Origin of the sequence: Arthrobacter livingstonensis, assembly GCF_003219815.1 — a bacterium.
In the GTDB taxonomy this organism is placed as follows: domain Bacteria; phylum Actinomycetota; class Actinomycetes; order Actinomycetales; family Micrococcaceae; genus Specibacter; species Specibacter livingstonensis.
This window is the reverse complement of sequence record NZ_QJVD01000005.1, coordinates 215,392-236,012: the sequence shown is the minus strand read 5'-3', so window position 1 is coordinate 236,012 and position 20,621 is coordinate 215,392. Positions and strand designations below refer to the sequence as shown.

General features: G+C 66.3%; 18 protein-coding genes. 10 read left to right on the top strand and 8 right to left on the bottom strand.

What is annotated here, in order from left to right:
• The first annotated feature begins 40 nt into the window (after positions 1 to 40).
• Positions 41 to 634 carry a helix-turn-helix domain-containing protein gene (locus tag CVV68_RS06900; RefSeq protein ID WP_110500261.1) on the top strand — a complete coding sequence of 198 codons (594 nt, stop codon included), beginning with the start codon at positions 41 to 43 and terminating at the stop codon, positions 632 to 634.
• A 22-nt stretch (positions 635 to 656) separates the two neighbouring features.
• Here CVV68_RS06900 and CVV68_RS06895 read toward each other — a convergent pair whose 3' ends face one another.
• The 4 genes from CVV68_RS06895 to CVV68_RS06880 form a co-directional block, all read right to left on the bottom strand.
• The gene (locus CVV68_RS06895) at positions 657 to 1,130 is read right to left on the bottom strand and encodes a DUF2269 family protein (RefSeq protein WP_245933391.1); all 474 of its coding nucleotides are present in this window, start codon (positions 1,128 to 1,130) and stop codon (positions 657 to 659) included.
• A 111-nt stretch (positions 1,131 to 1,241) separates the two neighbouring features.
• Positions 1,242 to 1,634, bottom strand: a complete 393-nt coding sequence (locus tag CVV68_RS06890) for a hypothetical protein (protein WP_110500259.1) — start codon at positions 1,632 to 1,634, stop codon at positions 1,242 to 1,244.
• A 63-nt stretch (positions 1,635 to 1,697) separates the two neighbouring features.
• Entirely contained in the window at positions 1,698 to 2,060 is a 363-nt protein-coding gene (locus CVV68_RS06885; protein WP_110500258.1) for a hypothetical protein, read from the bottom strand.
• A 126-nt stretch (positions 2,061 to 2,186) separates the two neighbouring features.
• The gene (locus tag CVV68_RS06880) at positions 2,187 to 3,674 is read right to left on the bottom strand and encodes a DHA2 family efflux MFS transporter permease subunit (protein WP_110500257.1); all 1,488 of its coding nucleotides are present in this window, start codon (positions 3,672 to 3,674) and stop codon (positions 2,187 to 2,189) included.
• A gap of 174 nt (positions 3,675 to 3,848) precedes the next feature.
• Here CVV68_RS06880 and CVV68_RS06875 point away from each other — a divergent pair, with 174 nt between their 5' ends.
• The gene (locus CVV68_RS06875; RefSeq protein WP_110500256.1) at positions 3,849 to 5,414 is read left to right on the top strand and encodes a hypothetical protein; all 1,566 of its coding nucleotides are present in this window, start codon (positions 3,849 to 3,851) and stop codon (positions 5,412 to 5,414) included.
• Positions 5,415 to 5,583: 169 nt separating this feature from the next.
• Positions 5,584 to 6,222: a pyroglutamyl-peptidase I gene (pcp, locus tag CVV68_RS06870; protein WP_110500255.1), complete on the top strand. Its 639-nt coding sequence runs from the start codon at positions 5,584 to 5,586 to the stop codon at positions 6,220 to 6,222.
• Here the strand turns inward: pcp and CVV68_RS06865 are convergent.
• On the bottom strand, positions 6,194 to 7,156 hold the full coding sequence (locus CVV68_RS06865; RefSeq protein WP_110500254.1) for an aminoglycoside phosphotransferase family protein: 963 nt from the start codon (positions 7,154 to 7,156) through the stop codon (positions 6,194 to 6,196). The two genes, pcp and CVV68_RS06865, sit on opposite strands and share 29 nt — an antisense overlap.
• A 172-nt stretch (positions 7,157 to 7,328) precedes the next feature.
• Between CVV68_RS06865 and CVV68_RS06860 the strand changes: the two genes are divergently transcribed.
• The gene (locus tag CVV68_RS06860; protein ID WP_110500253.1) at positions 7,329 to 8,405 is read left to right on the top strand and encodes an alkene reductase; all 1,077 of its coding nucleotides are present in this window, start codon (positions 7,329 to 7,331) and stop codon (positions 8,403 to 8,405) included.
• Positions 8,406 to 8,525: 120 nt separating this feature from the next.
• On the top strand, positions 8,526 to 8,963 hold the full coding sequence (locus tag CVV68_RS06855) for a MarR family winged helix-turn-helix transcriptional regulator (protein ID WP_211320740.1): 438 nt from the start codon (positions 8,526 to 8,528) through the stop codon (positions 8,961 to 8,963).
• An 84-nt stretch (positions 8,964 to 9,047) separates the two neighbouring features.
• Here CVV68_RS06855 and CVV68_RS06850 read toward each other — a convergent pair whose 3' ends face one another.
• From CVV68_RS06850 to CVV68_RS06840, 3 genes are all read right to left on the bottom strand, one after another.
• A complete protein-coding gene (locus tag CVV68_RS06850; RefSeq protein WP_110500287.1) occupies positions 9,048 to 9,710 on the bottom strand; it encodes a DNA alkylation repair protein in 663 nt (220 codons plus the stop codon).
• A 715-nt stretch (positions 9,711 to 10,425) separates the two neighbouring features.
• Entirely contained in the window at positions 10,426 to 10,743 is a 318-nt protein-coding gene (locus CVV68_RS24890; protein ID WP_110500252.1) for a type II toxin -antitoxin system TacA 1-like antitoxin, read from the bottom strand.
• Positions 10,706 to 13,120 (bottom strand): DEAD/DEAH box helicase, encoded by a 2,415-nt coding sequence (locus CVV68_RS06840; protein ID WP_245933390.1) that lies wholly within the window; start codon positions 13,118 to 13,120, stop codon positions 10,706 to 10,708. Before CVV68_RS06840 ends, CVV68_RS24890 begins: the two co-directional genes overlap by 38 nt.
• A 562-nt stretch (positions 13,121 to 13,682) precedes the next feature.
• On the opposite strand from CVV68_RS06840, the gene moaA reads away from it, so the two are divergent.
• The 5 genes from moaA to CVV68_RS06815 all read left to right on the top strand — a co-directional run bounded on the left by moaA (position 13,683) and on the right by CVV68_RS06815 (position 20,611).
• Positions 13,683 to 14,723, top strand: a complete 1,041-nt coding sequence (moaA, locus tag CVV68_RS06835; RefSeq protein ID WP_110500250.1) for a GTP 3',8-cyclase MoaA — start codon at positions 13,683 to 13,685, stop codon at positions 14,721 to 14,723.
• 242 nt (positions 14,724 to 14,965) lie between these two features.
• Positions 14,966 to 16,498, top strand: a complete 1,533-nt coding sequence (locus CVV68_RS06830) for a GntT/GntP/DsdX family permease (RefSeq protein ID WP_211320744.1) — start codon at positions 14,966 to 14,968, stop codon at positions 16,496 to 16,498.
• 225 nt (positions 16,499 to 16,723) lie between these two features.
• Entirely contained in the window at positions 16,724 to 19,039 is a 2,316-nt protein-coding gene (locus tag CVV68_RS06825; protein ID WP_110500249.1) for an FdhF/YdeP family oxidoreductase, read from the top strand.
• 84 nt (positions 19,040 to 19,123) lie between these two features.
• Positions 19,124 to 19,708, top strand: a complete 585-nt coding sequence (locus CVV68_RS06820) for a hypothetical protein (RefSeq protein ID WP_211320739.1) — start codon at positions 19,124 to 19,126, stop codon at positions 19,706 to 19,708.
• A gap of 192 nt (positions 19,709 to 19,900) precedes the next feature.
• Positions 19,901 to 20,611: an alpha/beta fold hydrolase gene (locus tag CVV68_RS06815; protein WP_110500248.1), complete on the top strand. Its 711-nt coding sequence runs from the start codon at positions 19,901 to 19,903 to the stop codon at positions 20,609 to 20,611.
• The last annotated feature ends 10 nt before the right edge of the window (positions 20,612 to 20,621 follow it).

The window sequence follows — 20,621 nt, the reverse complement described above, 5'->3', positions numbered from 1 at the left end:
ACAGTGGCAATATTTGTTGCTGAAGTGGCAAACTAGGGCTATGGACGATGACACGAATGATGTGCTGGCGGCCGTGGGGCCCCGGCTGCGCGGCCTGCGGCTGCAGCGGAACCGGACGCTTGCGGAGCTGTCCGAAACGACAGGGATCTCGGTGAGCACGCTGTCGCGGCTGGAGTCCGGGCAGAGGCGGCCCAACCTGGAACTGCTGCTGCCGCTGGCGCGCGCCTATGCGGTGCCGCTCGACGAACTGGTGGGTGCGCCGGAGACCGGCGATCCGCGGGTCCACCTGCGGCCCATCAGCGGGCACGGGATGACCATCGTGCCGCTGAGCCGGGGCGCGGGAGGACTGCAGGCGTTCAAGCACCTGATCCCCGGCGGCAAGTCCGTGGCGCAGCCGGACCCCCAGGTCCACGAGGGCTACGAGTGGATGTACGTGCTGCGCGGCAAGCTGCGCGTGGTGCTCGGGGACCGCGATTTCATCCTGGCGGCCGGCGAGGCTGCCGAGTTCGACACCCGCACGCCGCACTGGTTCGGCCGAGCCGGCGAGGAAGGCGTGGAGTTCCTGTCCCTGTTTGGCCCGCAGGGCGAGCGCATGCACGTGCGGGCCCGCCCGGCGTCGCGCACGGGCGGGTGACGGCGTCGTCGAACCGGGTGGGTCAGGGCTTGGCGACCATCAGGACCACCACGGCCACCAGCAGCAGCGCTGAAAGGCCCGAGCCCATGGCGACACGGGGGTACATCTTGGACTTCACGCCAACCGCAGCTGCGGCACCAGCCTGGTCGACGCCCGGAGCGACGGCCGGCCCTGCTCCGGCAAACTCTTCGGCCGCCTGGCGCAGTGCGGGCACCACAACGGCCAGGTTCAGGACCAGGGCCACAATGTACAAAATGATCGAGATCAGGATCCACGGCGTCGTAACGGACAGATCGTACTTCTTGTCCGCCATGGACATGGCGCCGAAGCCGAAGACCACCACGATCAGCGAAAGCAGTGTGTAAAGGTTCACGCTCTTCGCCAGGGACGCGGCCTGGCCGGAGTCCCGGGCCCGGAGTGATCTCAGCGCGGTCATGGGCAGGATCGCCATGGGTCCCACGAGGAACACGGCTGCCACCACATGCAAAACGTCCATTACTGTATCCATCAAAAACCACCTTTAAATCGACTCTGGCCTACTGCCTTGCCTCCCAGTCAACACCCCAGGAGCCGCTTTGGTCATGCGCGCCGCGCAGGGAGGCCGGCTTCACGCGAGCGGAACGATCCAGTTCACGATCAGGTAGGCCACCGCGACGGCGGTCAGGACCCAGGTGACGACGGCGCCGACCCACAAGCTCCGCCGCCGCCGGGAAACGGCCAGGCCCGTGAGCAGCGGGGCCGCGACCATGCAAAGCACAAACACCATGCCTGCCAGGCCGGCCACCACGGTGCCGGCAGTTGCCGGGTTGGCCGGGGCGCCGGCCATGAAGAGGTAGGACAGAAGTGCCAAAAGCAGTGCGGGGTAGGCCAGGACAAGCCAGCCAAGCAGGGTGATGCCGATGGTCCACAGGACGGATCTGGGTGGTTTCACCTCCGCGGCGATGGAGGTGACGGACAGGGCCAGGCGCTGTGACGGAATTTCGCGGTGGGGCCTGGTCATGGACCATTTGTAGCAGGTGAAGCTAGGCAAACGCCGTGCAGGACGGCGCTGCTTCCCCTGTCCCTACAGCTTGACCAGCCACCGGAAGGCCAGGTAGAGGATCACGCCCAGTGTGGGAATTCCCGTCCAGAGCGCGGCCTTCCACATGTCCCGCTCCCGGTGGATCACCGCCTGGCCGAGCAGATGGGGCGCGGCGATCATGCAGAACAGCAGCGCGGCACCCAGGACAATCAGGGCGATCTTGCCAAACGTGGCGATGCTTGTGTCCGGATTGGTGACGGCGGCAAAGATGATCAGCGCCATGGCAATGATGGGAATGACCACCACCACCCAGCCGAGGAGTGAAACCAGCGAGCCGGTCAGTTGCGGGCGCGGCGGCAGCAGCTGTTCGCGATGGGGAGCCGGTTGCCTGGAGGGATCAGTCATGGTTCCTTTTTACCAGCATTGGCGCGGGTGCCTTGGGCGGACAGCGGCGTGCCCCGGCCCGGAGCTGGCGTCCAACATGCAAAGCGGGCGGCGACGCGGTGTTGCCGCCCGTGGAGCGCTACAGACTCAGTGCACTTCCTGGGGGCTCTGGAGCAGGATGCCGTTGGCCCCGTCCGGTGCCGCCCCGGGGGCCGGCTTTTGCGGCGCCATGAACGCGGCAATGACCACGATGCCCAGGGCAACGATCGCCGCGACGAGGAAGCCGTTGCTGAACCCTGCCGCCTGCGCCGCCAGACCCGTCTTGCCTGCCGCCGCGGCCGAGACCGTTCCGGCTGCCATGACACCGACCAGCAAGGCTGTGCCGGCCGCCCCGCCCAGCTGCTGGAGCGTGGCGAGCAGGGCCGAGCCGTGGGAGTGCAGCGAAGGGGGCAGCGGGTTCAGCCCGGCCGTGAAAGCGGGGGTGAAGATGAATGCCAGGGCGATGGACATGACCAGATGCAGGCCGAGGATGACGGCCAGTGGGGTGTTTTCATTCAGCTGCGTGTAGCCGAAGAGAACCGCGGAGAGGAGCAGCCCTCCGGGAAGCAGCAGCGGGCGCGGGCCAACCTTGTCGAACAGCTTCCCCACCCACGGTGCCAGCAGGCCCATCAGCAGGCCGCCGGGGAGCATCAGCAAGCCGGTGGACAGCACGTCCAGCCCGCGCACGTTCTGCAGGTACATCGGCAGCAGGATGATCACGCCGAACAACGCCACCATGGCCATGACCATCAGGGCCAGGGCAAGGGTGAACTGCCGGAGTCGGAACGGGCGCATGTCCAGCAGGGCCGCATCCCTGCGCTGCAGGCGCAGTTGCAGGAGCACAAAGCCGGCCAGCGACACCAGCGACACAACCAGCGCCACGACGGCGATCCGCTTGGTCGCCACGTCGGGCGAGCCGATGCCGCTCAGGCCGTAGACGAGTCCGCCAAAGGCCGGGATGGAAATGAGCACGGAGGGGATGTGGAGCTTGGAACTGGCACGCTTGGTGCCGGTGGGCAGCAGGCGCGAACCCAGAACCAGCGCCACCACGGCGACGGGCAGCACAAAGAGGAACATGAAGCGCCACGACAGCGAATGCAGGATGAGTCCGGACAGCGTCGGGCCGATCGCGGGTGCCACGGAGATCACGATGGAGACGTTGCCCATGACGGCGCCGCGGCGGTGCGAGGGCACAAGGTCCAGGATGGTGGTCATCAACAGGGGCATCATGATGGCCGTGCCCGACGCCTGGATGACGCGGGCGACCAGCAGCACCTCAAAGCCGGGCGCAAGGCCGGCCAGCAGCGTCCCGGCGGAGAACAGCCCCATGGCGAGGATGAACACGGTTCGGATGGGGAAGCGGGTGAGCAGGTAGCCGGTGGCGGGGATCACCACTGACATGGTCAGCATGAAGGCGGTCGCCAGCCATTGGATGGCTGAGGCGGAAACGTTGAACTGTTCCATCAACCGCGGCAGGGCCACGTTCATGATGGTCTCGTTCAGGATCACCACGAACGCGGACACCAGCAGCACCGTGATGGTGGTGCGGTCGCGTGCCGAGAGGCGGTCAGGCAGGGTCGGGGTGGGGCTTGGCATGAAAAGGTCCTGGTCCGTGAAAAATGATGAGGCGCCAGCCGTCTTCTGGGAGCCGCCAGCTACCTCCTGAAAGCGTCGAAGGGGCCGTAACTATTCCCGGCCCGCACTGCGGGGGTTCGACATCGCTCGCGCCTGCGGGGAGAATGAAGATTCACTGGGCTTGAGGAGGCGTTGATGGCGTATCCAATGTCGAGGGCGCTGCCGGGGTCGGGGCGGATTCCGCTGCCCGCAGCGCCGGTGGTGTGGGACGGATATGTCCACAAGGCCAAGCGGGCGCTGCTGCTGGTGGGGCTGCTGTGGGCGCTGGCCGTGGCGATGCTCGGGTTCTTTTCCCCGTTCCACCTTGGCCACACGCTCGACGATCCGGCCCTGTTCATACCGGCGCTGCTCTGCGTGGTGGGCGTGGTCGGTGCGCTGGCCATGGGCTCGGAAATCGGGGCGAACTTCAAGCACGTCATGGGCTACGGATTCCTGACAGAGGCTTCCGCTCCCCGCAGCCGCACCGTCGCCCCGCACCGCGCCCGGCGCGTCACCTACGCCGCCGTGCTCGGCGGCCTTCTGCTGGGATGCGCCGCGGCCGCGGTGGTTCGTGCCGTGTCCGGCGACGGGCTCGAGGCACTGCTGCTTGGCGCCCTGGCCGCTCTGTTGGTTGTTCCCACGCGGAAGATGGTGCGGCACGCGCGCATCCTGTGGCGCCAGGCCCAGGATGAGCGCGGCCTTCTTGCGATCCTGATTGACGACGGCGACCATTCCGTCGCGCAGCTCGTCTCGGTCACCTCGGAGAAACGCTGGGTGGACGGCATGGCGCTGTTTCATGTGGAGCTTGCCCATGTGGCGGGAGGGCGCGAGGAAGTGACGCAGCTGCGGCTGCTCTCCTACCCGCTGTGGGCTCCGGCCGAAGGCAACGAATACGATGTGTGGACCGATCCGGACCGGCCCTTTGACAAGGACCGCACCCTGATCGAGCGCCGCTATGTGGGGCAGGCCTTTGCCGACTTCGACTCCGCACCGGCGCCGGTGGGGCACGTCCCGGCAGAGATCATTGCCGCGGGGGAGACCGCACCGAATGCCGGGTTCGGTTCCGGCCGCGGCCCTTCGCATGGTTCCAGTGCTTCGGCGGCGCGGGGTTCGGCGCCCCGGGCCGTTCCACCCTGGCTTTCCCGGGATGCCAAGGCTGTGCCGGCCGTGCCTGCTGCGCAGGCCCGGAGGAACCGGCGGCTGTTGGCCCTCCCGCCGCTGGTGATTGCCGTGCTTGCCGTGGCCGGTGCAGTGCTGGTGCCGCCCATGGTCGATGCCGTTCCGTGGTGGACCATGGCGGCGCTGGGGCTGTATGCGGCCCTGACCGTCATCAACGCCTATGTGTACTGGCAGTTCATGGTGCGCAGCCGATGGGTCATCAGGTCAGGCATCTCCTTCGGCGCCACGGAATCGGCCGTGTTTGTCGGATTCTTCGCCGCGGGCTTTTGCGTGCTGGGTACGCCATCACTGGTGGACGGGCCCGTCCACGGCACGGCGCCGTGGACGCTGGCGCACTACCTGGTCGGTACGGCATTGGTGGGGGCCCTGCTGGTTTTTGAATGGGCCTTCAGCAGCACCGTCTGGGTCCTGAACCACCTCAATGCCGGATTCCCGGCGCCGGCCGAAGTGATCCAGGAAGCGCTCACCGGATACGACCCCGACGGCATCGCCCGGCTGGAAGCCGACTACGGCTACCGCGCCGGCGTGCTGCTGTGTGGGTAGCGCGGCCGCCGCGTACTTCATGCGCAACGGCACGGCCTCCGCCTTGCGCAGCTTGGCTTCCTGGGCAGCGCCCGGCGTGCGGGCCTGCGCATGGCGAAATTGGAATTACTTCCTGCGCAGCGCCCGGGGGGCCTTCGGTGAACGACGTAGCGGCGCATAGGCTGGAACCATGATTCTTATTACTGGTTTTGAACCCTTTGGCGGCGGGACTTCCAATCCGTCGTGGTCCGCCGCCCGGCTGGCCACGGAGGCACTGAACGATTCAGGACTGCCGGCCACCGCCGTCGAACTTCCCGTGGAATTCGGTGCGGCGGGGGAAGCGCTGCGCTTGGCGCTCGCAGCCGGACCGTACGACCTCGTCCTTGCCGTGGGCCAGGCGGGCGGGAGGCCCAAGCTGTCGCTGGAGCGGGTCGCCATCAACGTGGACGACGCGCGGATCCCCGACAACGCGGGCAACGCGCCGGTGGACGAGCCCGTGGCCGCGGGTGGTCCTGTGGGTTATTTCAGTACGCTGCCGCTCAAGGCGTGCCTGCAGGCGCTCAACCGCGCGGGCATTCCGGCGGAAGTGTCGCAGACGGCCGGGACCTACGTGTGCAACCACGTGTTTTATGCGCTGATGCACCAGCTTGCGGCAGCGCCGGGTGTGCGGGCCGGCTTCGTCCACGTGCCCTACGCTCCGCGGCAGGTGTCCGACGGCCGGCTCCCGTCCATGGAGGTTTCCCTGATGGCGCACGGCCTGGAAATCATTGCCAGGACGGCGCTGTCCACGGCTGCGGACATCAAGCTGGCGGCCGGCGCCACGCACTGACGTCCTGCGCCTTGGCCGTTTGCGTTTCGGGGATCTCGACCAGGACCTGCCCGATCTGGTACCAGGAAACAGCTGCCAGGGCGCGGTTCGATTCCAGGTAATACGGCAAGGCGACCAGCCCGATCGACAGGGCCCAGGCCCGGCCACGTGCCCAAGTGCCGTCGTCGGCCTTCAATTCCGCACGGAACGCCTGCCGCTCCTTTGGACCGAACAGGTTCCAGGCCACAATCAAGTCCACAGCAGGGTCGCCGACGGCCAGTCCGCCCCAGTCGAGGACGCCCTGAAGCCGGCCGTGCTGCACCATGAGGTTTCCCGGGTGGAGGTCGGTGTGGATCCAGGTGGGTGCCCCGCTTCCTTCCGGCGCCTCCAGGGCAATGTCCCACGCGCGGTGGAGCGCACCCGTGTCGAAGAAGTCCCCGCACTTGCCGATCGCGGTCCTGGTTTCCAGTTCACGCGACTGCACCGCCCTTTCGCCGCGGTAGGAAAACAGCTCCTCCGTTGGTGCGGGCGGCACCACGCTGTGGAGAGCGCGGATAAACCGGGCCACGTCCAAAGCGAGGTTGGCGGAATACAGGCCCGGCGCCTGGCCGGGGACGGGATTGCTGCCCTCAATCCACCGCAGAATGGACCACCTGAACGGATACGACTCCGTGGGCTTTCCCCATCCAACCGGGCACGGGATCGGGGCGGGCAGCATGGGGGCCAGCCGCGGGGCGTGGAGAAGTTCCTTCTCCAGTGACTTGGCGGCGCCCGGGGTGCGCGGCAGCCTGACGGCAAAGTGCCGGTCCAGGACAAACATGACATTGTCGGTGCCGGCCGGATACACGGGTTCGAGCGTTTTGCCCGCCCAGGCCGGAACCTGGTCGGCGACCATGGCCGCGACCCGGTCCGTGTCGATGTCCACCTCGTCCACGTGCAGCTTCTCGATCAGCATGAACCCACGGTACCGCGGGGGTCCGACGCCGGCACCCGTCCGGTGACGTGCTGGAAAACAGCGTCGACGGCCAATTGAACAAATTATGTTGCCAACCACCTAATTGTGCTAGAGTAAGTGGTCGACCACATAAATCATGGGTCGGCACTATTTTCAAGAACAGGAACCAATCATGACCACATTGTGGAGCCCCACCAAGGTTGGCCGTCTGGAGCTGGATCACCGGCTGGCGATGGCACCGATGACCCGCAGCCGCGCCAACGCCGACGGCACCCCTGGCCCGTTCACCGCCGAGTATTACTCCCAGCGTGCCTCGCTGGGACTGTTGATCACCGAGGGGGTCCAGCCTTCCGACGACGGGCAGGGCTACCTGACGACGCCGGGCATTTACACCGACGCCCACGTCGAGGGATGGCGTGAAGTGACCTCTGCCGTCCATGCGGCGCAGGGGTCCATCTACTTCCAGCTGATGCACGCCGGCCGCATGTCCCACCCGGACAACACGCCGCACCACCGCCAGCCCGTCGCGCCGTCGGCGATTGCCCCCGGCATCAAGATGTTCACCGCCGCCGGACCGCAGGACGCCCCTGTGCCCCGTGCGCTGACCGCCGCGGAGATCAAGGCGACGGTCGCCGACTTCCGGGCCGCCGCGGCCGCAGCAATCCGCGCCGGTGCCGACGGCGTCGAAATCCATGGTGCCAACGGCTACCTGCTTCATCAGTTCTTCTCACCGAACGCAAACGTCCGCACCGACGAATATGGCAGCTCCATCGAGAACCGGGCGCGGCTGGCGATTGAGGTCGCCGCCGCCATCGCGGACGAGATCGGTGCCGACCGGACGGGGATCCGGTTGTCGCCGGGCCTGAACATCGGCGGCGTGGACGAAGGTGCGGACTACGGCGACCTTTATCGCTACCTGGTGCCCGAACTGGCCACGCTGGACCTTGCCTACGTCCACTTGTTCCACTTTGGTGACGACGAGCTCCTCCGGGACCTGCGCGCCGCCTGGCCCAACGCACTGCTCGTGCTGCGGGCCGGGCGCAGCCGGGAGGACCTGGGCGCCGACGTCGCGGCAGGCCTTGCCGACATGGAGCCCATCGGGACTTGGGCACTGGCCAATCCCGACGTCGTCGAACGCTTGAAGTCTCGAGCCGCGTTTAACGAACCGGACAGCTCCACCTATTACACGGGCGGAGCCGCCGGCTACACGGACTACCCGCAGCTGGGCGCACTTGCCCCGGTGGGCTGAAGCCCAGGGGCACGGACTCCGCCGTCGCGGCGGAGTCCGTGCCGATTCTGCTAGTTTTGGGTGGCCGGCCATGTAAGTGCGGGCCGGAGCGAACAAACATCAACCCTGGAAGGCCTGGTCTTGGAAGAAAACCTTGTCGGCGTGCGCGACTACCCCGTGAGTTGGGCAATTTTCGCCCTGGCCCGCTCCCACCGCACACTGGCCGGCGGGCTGCTGGGGGACCTGGGCCTGTTTCCCGGGCAGGAACTGATCCTCATGCAGCTGTGGGCCGAGGACGGGCAGTCGCAAAAGGCGTTGGGCCGCACCCAGAGGCTGGACCATTCCACCATTGCCAAGTCCCTGCGCCGTCTCGAGGCGGCCGGGCTGATCACCCGGCAAAAATCCCCGCGTGACGGCCGCGTGACGTTGGTCTTTCTCACCCCGGAAGGGCGTGGACTCCAGGGGCGGACCATGGCGGCGTGGGGCGAGCTGGAGCGGCAGACCACGGAAGGTCTGACTGCGACGGAACGTGGGCAGTTCGTCGCGTTGGCGCGGAAGATTGCGCCCAACCTTCCCTGAGGGGCGGCCGGACCATGGTCTCCGGGACCTCGCTTCGCATCAGTTGCCACGTGCTGAGGGAATGGTGGAACGGGCGCAAGCTGCCTACTTGGCCTGCTGCCTGCTGACCATCTCGCCGATCCAGATGGGTGCGAACGGGGACGTGCAATTCGGGGGAGTCGGGTAGTCCTTGAGCACCCCCAGACGCTCGCCGATTTCGACGGCGCGGGCCCGGAGTTCCGCGTGCTCGATCCCGATTTGCGCCAGGCAGTTGTTCATGGCCCACTGCAGGCGGTCCGGCGCGTCCTTCATCTGCGCTTCGATGAGGTCGAGCAGGCCTTCGAGGTCGATGCCGTCGGGCCGCTTCACCACCCGTTCGCTGGTCAGTGCCCAGCCGGCACTGGCCACCACCGGATCCGGATCGTCAAACCAGGCCTCGCGCAGTCCTTCCGCGTGTGGGCTCTTCCTCACCACATAGTTCACGAACCAGTCGTTCACCTTGGGAATCCGCGCGTCACGCAGCATGGCGTCCAATTCCTCCGGCGTGAATTCCTTGGGGCGGCAGATCAGCAGGGCCACCAGCCTCGCGGCGGTGTCGCCGGTGTCCCAGAGTTCCCGCGAGAGGTCCTGCTGGGTCTTGAGCCTCTTCGCCACTGCGCGCAGCTTGCCCAGATTCACGCCGTGGTCGTCGCCGTGCTTCTCATTCACCGCGCGTGCCTTCGGGTCCTCGAGCGCTGCCAGCTCCGCCATCACCTCGGCAATCGTCATCTCCGCCACTTCAGTCTCCTGTCCTTCCCGTTTGGGAGCCAGCCTACCGGGCGGGCACGGGCGACGGGGCGGCTGGGCCGGTACCGGCCCGGAGATTGTTCCTCGCGGGCGCAGAACCCGCAGGCCAGTCCGGCGCATGCCGAAAGCCGCTCCGCACGCATGCGCACAACCTGACCGGAGTCTTGCGCAGAGTGCCCTATGCGCGAAGCTCGACCCCAGTTCGGCGCATGGATAAACAGGCTGCCGCATCACACAACCTTTGTCGCGCAGCCTGCATGAGCCGCGCGAATGCCCTGAAGCTGCGTCCAGGCAGGACCCGGCGCTGCGCCACTTCAGAAGTGGCGCAGCGCCGGCGCCGAAGCGTGCGCAGCTTCAAAGTCCGCAGGAGCCGGACCAGGCCTCGGCCCCCCCGCCGCGCTCCCAACCCTCGGGAATTGCCAACCCCACGGGTGGTCCTTGTCCCCGCGCAAAGTTTCCATCTAGAGCCATCTTGGTTGGCCAGCAACCATGCGGGATCCTGGTGCAGTAGGTCTCCCTGGAGGTGTTTAGGTACGCCTCGCGGACAATCAGCGTTTGGCATATGGCGAAGCATCCCCGGACTCCTTAGACGCTTCTTCCATCATTTTCAAGCAGGAGAGAGACCATGCCGGAACCAGATTCGACCGCCTTGACTGCGTTTTAGGTAGGCCAACTGTTATAGGTGACTTCACCGCAATCAAAGTGTTCGAGATCGAATTCGGTCGTCAGCCTGGTCATGCGGAACGATGATACCGCCAGCAGGTGATGAGGCGGCGACGCCTGACAGACCATCCCGGGCTGCGGACTCATCCGGCGCTAAGAGCGATGCCATCATGGAATCGAAGACCTCCGGCGCCCTCACCATCACGTAAGAACGGGCAATGGCCTTTTGCGCTGCTTGGCGTGCAGAGTCGGCAATGAAGGTCGATTTCGTGACGCCCAGCAATCTGGCCGCATCGGTGACAAATGCCGTGGAGCTACATCCTCCGCGGATCCGGGAACCCCAGCGACACATACCCCGGCGCCCGCTTGACCAGCGACGATGCCAAAACCGGGGCGAGCTCGTCCCAATAGTCGTGCACCACGGCCCGTGTCTTCCCGGGATACGGCCGGGTGATCCGACCAACATATTGCACCAGCCGGCCCTTGAAGGAGATCGGCGCAGCCAGGAACAGCGTGTCCAGCTTGGGGCAGTCGAAGCCCTCGCCAATGTACTGCCCGGTGCCCAGGGCCAGCAACGGCTGGTCATCCGGCGAGGCTTCCAACAGCTCGACGGCGGTTTCCCGCTCCTTCGCTTTCATCCCGCCGGCGAACACAATCGGTTTCAATCCGGCATCCTCGAACCGCTCGCGGAAATGCTCCAGGTGCGCCCTCGACGTGGTGAGCAAAAGAATGCGTGAGTTCGCTGCGTGGGCCTCCATGACGTCGTCGTATATCTGCTCAAAGCGCGCCGGGTCCGCAAACATGTCCTGGCTGAACAGCCTGTGGAAGCCCTGTTCGCCGGGATCGGCGTCGCCGCTGTAGGCGAACTGCGTGCGGTGTAATTCCAGCACCAGCGCGGGCGAGGGGATCTCGAGTTCATGGCGGGGGAGTTGCTGCGGTGCCGCGGGTGCGATGGTGTGCTCCACCTGGCCGAGCTGGTGGTACATGAGCGCGTCCAGCTTGTCGCGGCGGTACGGGGTCGCCGTGAGCCCGAGCCAGTACCGCGCTGGGATCTGGTTCATCACGTGGCTCAAGGCGGCGGCCGGCACGTGGTGGCATTCGTCGGCGATGACCAGGCCATAGCAGGCGGTCAGTTCCACCACGTTGTCGCGCCGGGCCAGCGTGGGAAGGAGCGCGACGTCGATGCGTCCGGTCGTCTTGGAGCGTCCGCCGCCTATTTGGCCGCACTTTTCATCCATGAGCTCTTGGATCCGCCGCCTCCACTGCTCCGCGAGTGCCTTGCGGTCGATCAGGATCAGGGTGGGGACACCGCGCCGGGCCATGGCTGCACAGGCGATGACCGTTTTACCGGCGCCCGTGGGTGCAACGAGAATTCCCTGTTCGGCGGCGAGCATCGCGTCCACCGCCTGCTGCTGTTCGGGCCGCAGCACCGCGGCAAAAGCCAAGTCCGCCGCTGCGCCTTCCGTGCGCTGGTCCTCGATGCGAAGCGTGCTGCCGGCGGATTCAACAAGCTGCCTGAGCAGGGGGAGCAGCCCGCGCGGGAGGATGAGGTCGCCCTCGAGGGTCTCGTCGAAGAAGTGCAGGATGCGCGGGATGTTCCAGGTGGAGCGGCGCTGGCGTTGGCGCTCATAATATTCCGGGTTCAGCATGGATGCCGCATGTTTGACGGCGGAGATCATGGCAGGGCCCAGCTCCGCCGAATGGATGGTCAGGCGGGCGGCAAACGTGGCCCGGACGATCAAGGCCGGACGCGGCACGATTTTCGATGATTGCGGCAGTTCCAGCCTCTTGACGTCCTGGCCGAGACGAACGGCTGGCAGGCGGCGAATGAGTGTGGACACGGCCGCCGGGGTGAGCCGGTCCAGGCTGGAAAGGTACGCCCACTGGTCCTCATACGGTTCCAGCGTGGTGGTGTCCAGGAATAGGGTGGTGCCGTGTTTGCGGCGTTTTCCGTTCAGCGGGGCTGCGATCAAGTTGCCCATGCCCTTTCCCGAATGCACATCCTGTGACGGGAAGAGCCTGTCGTAGCTGGACAGGCTCATGCTGCCGCGCAATCCCATGGCTTCATGGATCAGTCCGGTGCCGAGCTGGCGGGCCCGTTCCCCGGGGATGGCCTTGGTGAAGAATACCCAGGCGTGCGCGCCGCGACCGGACTGTGAAATCTCCAGCGCCGCCGGAATGCCGCGGAACCGGGCCGCCTTCACATAGGCGAGGGCGTCCATCATGGCGACGGCACCGTCGAAGTCCGCGGCTACCCACCAGCACGTGTCGTCCTTCAACAGCGGGTAGAAGCCGATGTGTTGTGCCCCGCGGAGGTGATCGGCAATGGTTGCCGGGGTGAGACGCAGGAAGCTGGCGTTGTCCCGCGACGTCCCCTTCCGCCACCCTCCCGCGACGGCCGGCACCCAGCCCGCCCGCCCGTCCCGGGCATTCTCCCAACGCGTTGCGTAAGCGTCGGTGCGGGCGTGGAACAGGGCCTGGTAAAACCGCACCTTCGTTTCAGGAGGGGAATCCATCGTCACCGGCCCGATCGGTGTTGTGACTGATGCGAACGCCGGCTGGTCTTGCTGCGCGGCTTTGGCTTCGGCCTCGCTCAGCTCAATCAGTTTCCGCAGTCGGGCATTGTCCATGCGGAGCCCGTCGAGTTCGCGGGCCAGGGCTTGGTCGGGTGCGGCGGCAAGGCCCGGCAGCGGTTCCTGGCCGTCATCTTGGCTGATGTTGTCGCTCACAACCATAATTCTGACGTGTTCTGCGGCAAATGGCGGCACTGTGACATTTTGTATGCGCAGAACCTGGGTCCGGTTATGCGCATCGTGTCCTCAGCGCAGAACCCGTGGCGAGTTCAGCGCATGCCGAAAGCCGCTGCTTACGCATGCGCACAACCTGACCGGAGTTTTGCGCGGAGTGCACCATGCGCCAAACTCAAAGCCGGTTCGGCGCAGTGATAAACACGCTGCCCCGGCACCAAAGCATGCGCGAAACTCGACCCCGGTTCGGCGCATGGGAAAACAGGCTGCCGCATCACACAACCTTTGTCGCGCCGCCTGCATGAGCCGCGGGCCAACGCCCTGAAGCTGCGCACGGTCAGGCTCCTGTGGTGCGCCACTTGCGAAGTGGCGCAGCGCCGGCGCCGAAGCGTGCGCAGCTTCAAAGTCCGCAGGAGCCCGCAGCCCAACGGAACCCCCAACCCAACCGCAGCCTGCCCTCCCAACCCTCGACGCCGCCGTCGTGCGGGCCTATGGTGGAAGTAGTGGTTCGGTGACTAACGGACCCGTATTGGAGGGTTGAAAGATGGCTGCCCCACTGCTGGCCGATACGCTGCAGCGCCCACTAAGGGACCTGCGGATATCCGTCACGGACCGCTGCAATTTCCGCTGCGTCTACTGCATGCCCAAGGAGATCTTCGGCCGCGACTTTGTGTTCATGCCCCACGACCAACTGCTCACCTTCGAGGAAATCACGACCCTCGCCCGCATCGCCATGGACCACGGCGTGCGCAAAATCCGGCTGACCGGCGGTGAACCGTTGCTGCGCCGCGGCATCGAGGACCTGGTCGGCATGCTCGCGGCGCTGCGGACGCCGGAAGGCGAGCCGCCGGATTTGGCGATGACCACCAACGGCTCCGTCCTGGCCCAAAAGGCAGAGGCGCTCAAGGCGGCCGGCCTGGACCGGGTGACCGTGTCCCTGGATTCCATGGACGACGCCGTTTTCCAGTCCATGAACGACGTCTCCTACCCCGTGGCGAAGGTCCTGCACGCCATCGATGCCGCCCAGGATGCGGGGCTGGGCCCCGTCAAAATCAACATGGTGGTCAAGCGCGGCCTCAACGACCACAGCATCGTGGAAATGGCCCGGCACTTCCGCGGCACAGGCTTCATCCTGCGCTTCATCGAATACATGGATGTGGGCCACTCGAACGGCTGGAAGATGGACCAGGTGGTACCGTCCGCGGAGGTCATTGCCCGGATCAACAAGGTCTTTCCGTTGGAGCCGCTGGAGGAGAACTACGGGGGTGAGACCGCCCGGCGCTGGCGCTATGCCGACGGCGCGGGGGAGATCGGCGCCATTTCCAGCGTCACCCAGGCGTTCTGCCGCGGCTGCACGCGGGCCCGGCTCTCCGCGGACGGGAAACTTTTCACCTGCCTGTTCGCCACCGCTGGCACTGACCTGCGCGCCCTGCTGCGCGGCGGCGCCACGGATGTGGAGCTGGCGGGTGCTTTGGGAGCGCTGTGGGGAGCCCGAACGGACCGGTACTCGGAGCTGCGAAGCGCCGCGACGCCCGGACTGCGGCAGGGGCGCGAGAAAATCGAGATGTCCTACATCGGCGGCTAGCCTTTATCGTCAGGGGCTGCCGCGGCCGTTGTGCCCGACGCCCGCTGGAACCCGACGCCCGCTGGAACCCCCACCCCTTGCGCCGTCATGGTCTCAAGCGTGCCCAAATCCAACTTTGTCCGCCCAATGCCGCCAGCGCCCACCTCTGGCCAACCGCGCGGCGGGGGTTTAGGGTGGCGAATGACAGCTGAAAACGGGTTGCGCGGCCTTGGCGGCCGGGCGGAAATGAGGGAACCGTGGACATCGCAATCGCAGGCGCGGTAAGGGCAGTCCAATCCACCGCAGACACCGCCAACTCACCTTGGACCGGCCACGACACCCGGGTCCTGGTGATCGCGGCCATCGGCATCGCCATCGTGGTGCTCCTCATTGTCTGGGTCAAGATGCACGCGTTCCTGGCACTGACCATCGGTTCGCTTTTTGTGGGCATCGGCTCCGGCATCGCCCTGGACAAGGTGACGGGCTCCTACGAGACCGGCGTGGGCGGCGTCCTTGGCTACGTGGGAATCCTGATCGCCCTCGGCGCCATGCTCGGCAAACTGCTGGCCGATTCCGGCGGGGCGGACAAGGTGGTGGAGACCCTCCTGCGCGGCAGGCCGGCCACGCTGCCCTGGAAGATGGCGCTGATCGCCGGCATCATCGGCATCCCGATGTTCTTCGAGATCGGCCTGGTCCTGCTGATCCCAGTCGTCATGCTGGCGGTGCGGCGCACCAACGGTCCGGCCATGCGGCTCGGCATCCCAGCCCTGGCCGGCCTGTCCGTCTTGCACGGTTTCATCCCGCCGCACCCGGGCCCGCTCGCCGCCATCGGCATCCTGCACGCCAACGTCGGCATCACCCTGGCCCTTGGCCTGATAGTCGCGATCCCCACGGTGATCGTGGCCGGACCGCTTTTTGGCATCCTGGCCGCACGCATGGTTCCCATCGGCGCGGCAGGTGCTGCGCTCGCCGTTACTGGAGGCTCGACGGCGGACACCCCCAGTCGCGCGTTGGGCAAGGGCAGCGGCAGTTCCGCCTCGGGCGCCGGCGGCAGTTCCGCCTCGGTCAGGGCCAAGGACGGTTCCGCCTCGGATGGCCATGGCAGGGCGCAGGACCCGGACGCCACCGGCACGCCGTCGTTTGCGATCACGCTGGTCACCCTGTTGTCGCCGCTGGTGCTCATGTTGATCAAGGCCGCCGCCGACGTGTGGATGGCCAAGGGCAACCCTATCCACCCGCTGCTGGACTTCATCGGTGACCCGGTGGTGGCCTTGACAGTTGCCGTCCTGCTGGCCATGATCACCTTCGGTACGGGCGTGGGCTTCTCTGCACAGGTCCTGACGAAGAAGATCGGCCAAAGCCTGCTGCCGATTGTGGGCGTGATGCTCATCGTTGGCGCCGGCGGAGGTTTTAAGCAGGTGCTGGTCGACGGCGGCACCGGGACGGCGATCGCCAAGGTCGCCGTGGCGGCGAGCCTGTCCATACTGCTTCTCGGCTGGATTGTCGCCGTACTGATCCGCCTCGCCACCGGGTCCGCCACCGTGGCCACGGTGACGGCGGCAGGCATTATCGCGCCGCTTGCCACGGGCCTGACCCCGGTCCACCTGTCCCTGGTGGTGCTGGCCGTCGGCGCCGGATCGTTGTTCTTCTCGCACGTCAACGACGCCGGATTCTGGCTGGTCAAGGAATACTTTGGCCTCACCGTGGGGCAGACCATCAAGACCTGGTCCGTCATGGAAACCATCATCTCCGTGATGGGCCTGCTGCTGACGTGGCTGCTGTTCTCGATCCTTTAACCGCACCGGCGTGTGAGGCCCGACGTCCCATGTGAGCCGCGTCACCCACCGCGTCCGTTGCCTTTGTCAACGGCCGATGATAGACCGGGAGGTAGCAGCTAATTCCATGCCAGCGGGCGTGCGGGTTGTGGGGCAACTTGGACAAGGCCGTGTATGGAAGCGGAGTGATCGGCTCCATCCTTCACTCTGGAGAGATCTTTCTTCAAGTGGAAAGTTGTGTAGGCCATGAGCAGTAAGCCCCCGGTCCAGGATGACTCAGACGCCGATTTGGTGGTCAGCAGGCCCAAGCGGGCGGCGGCCGGAATCCACAGCCTAACGGAATCGATGCCGCAGGCACTGTCCGCCATGGGCCCCGTCCGGTCCCTGAAGACCCTGCTGGCCATGAACCAAAAGGACGGCTTTGACTGCATGAGCTGCGCCTGGCCGGACCCGCCGGACCGCAAAATCGCGGAATTCTGCGAGAACGGCGCCAAGGCGGTCACTTGGGAAGCCGGGCTGCTGACGGTTCCCCGCGATTTCTGGGAAACCAATTCGGTTTCCTCGATGCGGGACCGCAGCGAGTACTGGCTGGGCCAGCAGGGCAGGCTCGTGGACCCGGTCTACAAACCGGCCGGCTCCGACCATTACCAGCCCGTCAGCTGGGACAACGCGTTCCGGATTGTGGCCCGGGAACTCCACGCCCTTGAGTCGCCCGACGAGGCCGTGTTTTACACCAGTGGCCGCACCAGCAATGAGACGGCATTCCAATACCAGCTCTTTGCCCGCGCCTTCGGCACCAACAACCTGCCTGACTGCTCCAACATGTGCCACGAGTCCACGGGCCTGGCCATGGGGGACACCATCGGGGTGGGCAAGTGCGCCATTACCTATGAGGACTTTGCGAAGTCGGACCTGATCATCATCATGGGACAGAACCCGGGCACCTGCCACCCGCGCATGCTGACGGCACTGGAGGAGGCAAAGCAGGCCGGGGCGGAGATTGTGGCCATCAACCCGCTGCCGGAGGCGGGGCTGATCAACTTCAGGAACCCGCAGAAGCCCCGTGGCCTGGTGGGCACGGGCACCGACCTGGCGGACCAGTTCCTGCAGATCCGCCTGGCCGGCGACATGGCACTCATGCAGGCCGTCGCCAAGCGCGTCTTCCGGGCCGAAGCGGCAGCTCCCGGCGCCGTGCTGGACCACGCGTTCCTGGAGGAGCACTGCCAGGGACTGGAGGAATACCGGGCGCACATGGAAAAGGTGGATGACCAGGTGGTCATGGCGGCCACCGGCCTGCGCACCGCCGAAATCGACGAGCTGGCTGCCCGCTACCTGAAGGCGGACAAGGTCATCGTCACCTGGGCCATGGGGCTAACCCAGCACAAGCGCGCGGTGCCCACCATCAAGGAAATCATCAACCTGCTCCTGCTGCGCGGCAACATCGGCAAGCCGGGCGCCGGTCCATCGCCCATCCGCGGCCACAGCAACGTCCAGGGCGATCGGACCATGGGCATCTGGGAGCAGATGCCGCCCGCATTCCTGGACGCCCTGGGCAAGGAGTTCAACTTCGACCCGCCGCGGGAAAACGGGGCGGACGCCGTTCAGAGCATCCGCGACATGCGCGACGGCAAGCTGAAGGTCTTTGTCGCCATGGGCGGGAACCTGGTGGGCGCCATCTCCGACACCGCCGTGGCAGAGGCCGCCCTGCAAAAGCTGACGCTGAGCGTCCAGGTGTCCACCAAGCTGAACCGCTCGCACGCCTTTGTGGGGGAGCAGGCCCTGATCATGCCCACCATGGGGCGCACGGAGATCGATCGGCAGGCCTCCGGTGAACAGTTCGTCACCGTGGAGGACACCGTGTGTGCGGTCCATGCTTCCTACGGGAAGGTGGAGCCGGTCGGCGCGAACCTGCTCTCCGAGATGGCCATTGTCAGCCGCCTGGCCCGGGCCGTGCTGGGCAGTGACCACCCCATTGACTGGGCCGGCTTCGAGGCCAACTACGACTCCATCCGCGAGCACATCGCCCACGTCTGCAAGGGCTGCGAGGACTACAACAACAAGGTCCGCCGCCCGGGCGGCTTCGTCCTGCCGCACCCGCCGCGGGACAGCCGCACTTTCCCCACACCCTCCGGCAAGGCGATCTTCACAGTCAGCGGGATCGAGACCGTGGAGGTGCCCGAGGGCAGGTTGCTGCTCCAGACTGTCCGCGCCCACGACCAGTTCAACACCACCATGTACACACTCAATGACCGCTACCGCGGGGTGAAGAAGGGCCGGCACGTGCTGTTCGTCAACCCCTCCGACCTCGCCGAGCTGGGCATCGCCGACGGCAGCTACGTGGACATCCACAGCGAGGCGCCCGACGGCGTGGACCGTGTGCTGCGTCAGCAGCGCATCATCAGCTACCCCACCGCGCGCGGCTGCGTTGCCGCGTACTTCCCCGAAGCAAATGTGCTTGTCTCCCTTGATGACACAGCGGAAGGGTCCAACACCCCGGTGTCCAAGTCCGTCGTCGTACGCCTGGAAAAGGCCGCGGCGCCCGCCTACGCCACCGCCACTTGAGGTTGCCCACGGGGGACTGAGGAAGTGCATGCCTATGAACCTGCCTGCTGAAACATCTTTTTCAGACTGCAAAGGAGTAGGGCAATGAACTTGATCTTTGCGTCATCGGCGTTTGCACCGCTGGCGCTGGGCTTTTTTGGGTTGGGGACAGGATATTTGATTTACGGTCCCCAGGAATTGTTCCACTGGCCCAAGCGGAATGAGTCAGTGGACAAGTCGACGGGCGTGTGGGGCATCTGGCTGCCGGGATTCTGCCAGCTGGTCACCGGCATCATCCTCTTCATCGGCCTGACCTGGTTCCAGGTGTTCAAGGACGCGCCGCTCTACATGGCGGCCCTGGCATTCTCCGCCTACGGCATCCACTGGTTCGCGCTTGGCTATAACCGGTGGCAGGGCACCGACCCGCGCCCCAACGCGGGGATGTGCGTTGCGTACACCATCATTTCGGTGCTGGGCCTGGTGGTGTTCTTCGCAGCCGGCGACTGGCCCGTGGGGCTGCTGTTTGTGGGACTGACGTTGATCTACATCAGCGACTTCTTCCACAGCATCGGGCTGGCCTGGGGCGAGCGGGCGCTGGGCTTCTGGCACTTGGCCACCGGCCTCTGGCTGATGTACCTGACATTTGCCACGGGGCTGAACTTCTCCCTGGGCATGACCCTTCCGCTGTAATTTCTCCAGGCACGACGGCGGCCCCCATCGGCCGCCGTTCGCGCGCCCGGCGGGCCCTGCCGGCTGCCGGGGGTCCGGCCGCGGCCGCGGCCGCCCGGGACCCGACGCGAGCTTGCGGGCGTTGGTAGCGCCCGGAGGGCGGGACCCCGGTGGTTGGTACAGTGAAGCAACTCTTGGAAGGCGAGGCACCCGGTGGCGAACATTGTGCTGGTGCATGGGCTGTGGTCCGATGGATCCAGCTGGCTGCGTGTCATCGCCGAGCTGCGTGCCCTGGGCCACGACCCCGTGGCGGCGCAGCTGGGCCTGGAGTCGTTCGACGACGACGTGGCCAGCGTGCGCCGGACCCTCGCCACCGTGGAGGGGCCGGTGTTGCTCGTCGGGTGGTCCTACGGCGGAGCCGTGATGGGGGAAGCCGCACGGGAGTCTGTTGCAGGTTCCGGTGGTGCCGGTGCCGGCAAGGTGAAGGCGCTGGCCTACGTTGCCGCGTTTGCGCCGGCCGAGGGCGAATCCGTGACCGGGTTGTCCCGGCGGCACCCGGGCAGCTTGATCCCGCAACACGTAGTCATTGCAGGCAACTACACCTATATTGACCGGGCACATTTCGGCGAGGTCATTGCGGCCGAGCTTTCCGCCGAAAGCGCTGCGATCGGCGCGGCAGTGCAAAAGCTGACGCGCATCGGCCTGGACCGGGCGGCCGTGGGCCGCCCGGCCTGGCTGGACCTGCCGACCCACTATCTGCTCACCACCCGGGATGCGGCCGTGCCGCCGGCCCTGCAGCGGGAAATGGCTGCGCGGATGGGTGCGGCGGTGACCGAGATCGACTCCAGCCACGCGCCCGTGCTGACCCGCCCGCGCGAGGTGGCGGCGTTCCTGGACACGGCGTGTGCCAGCCTCGCTGGTTGAAAAGACAGTA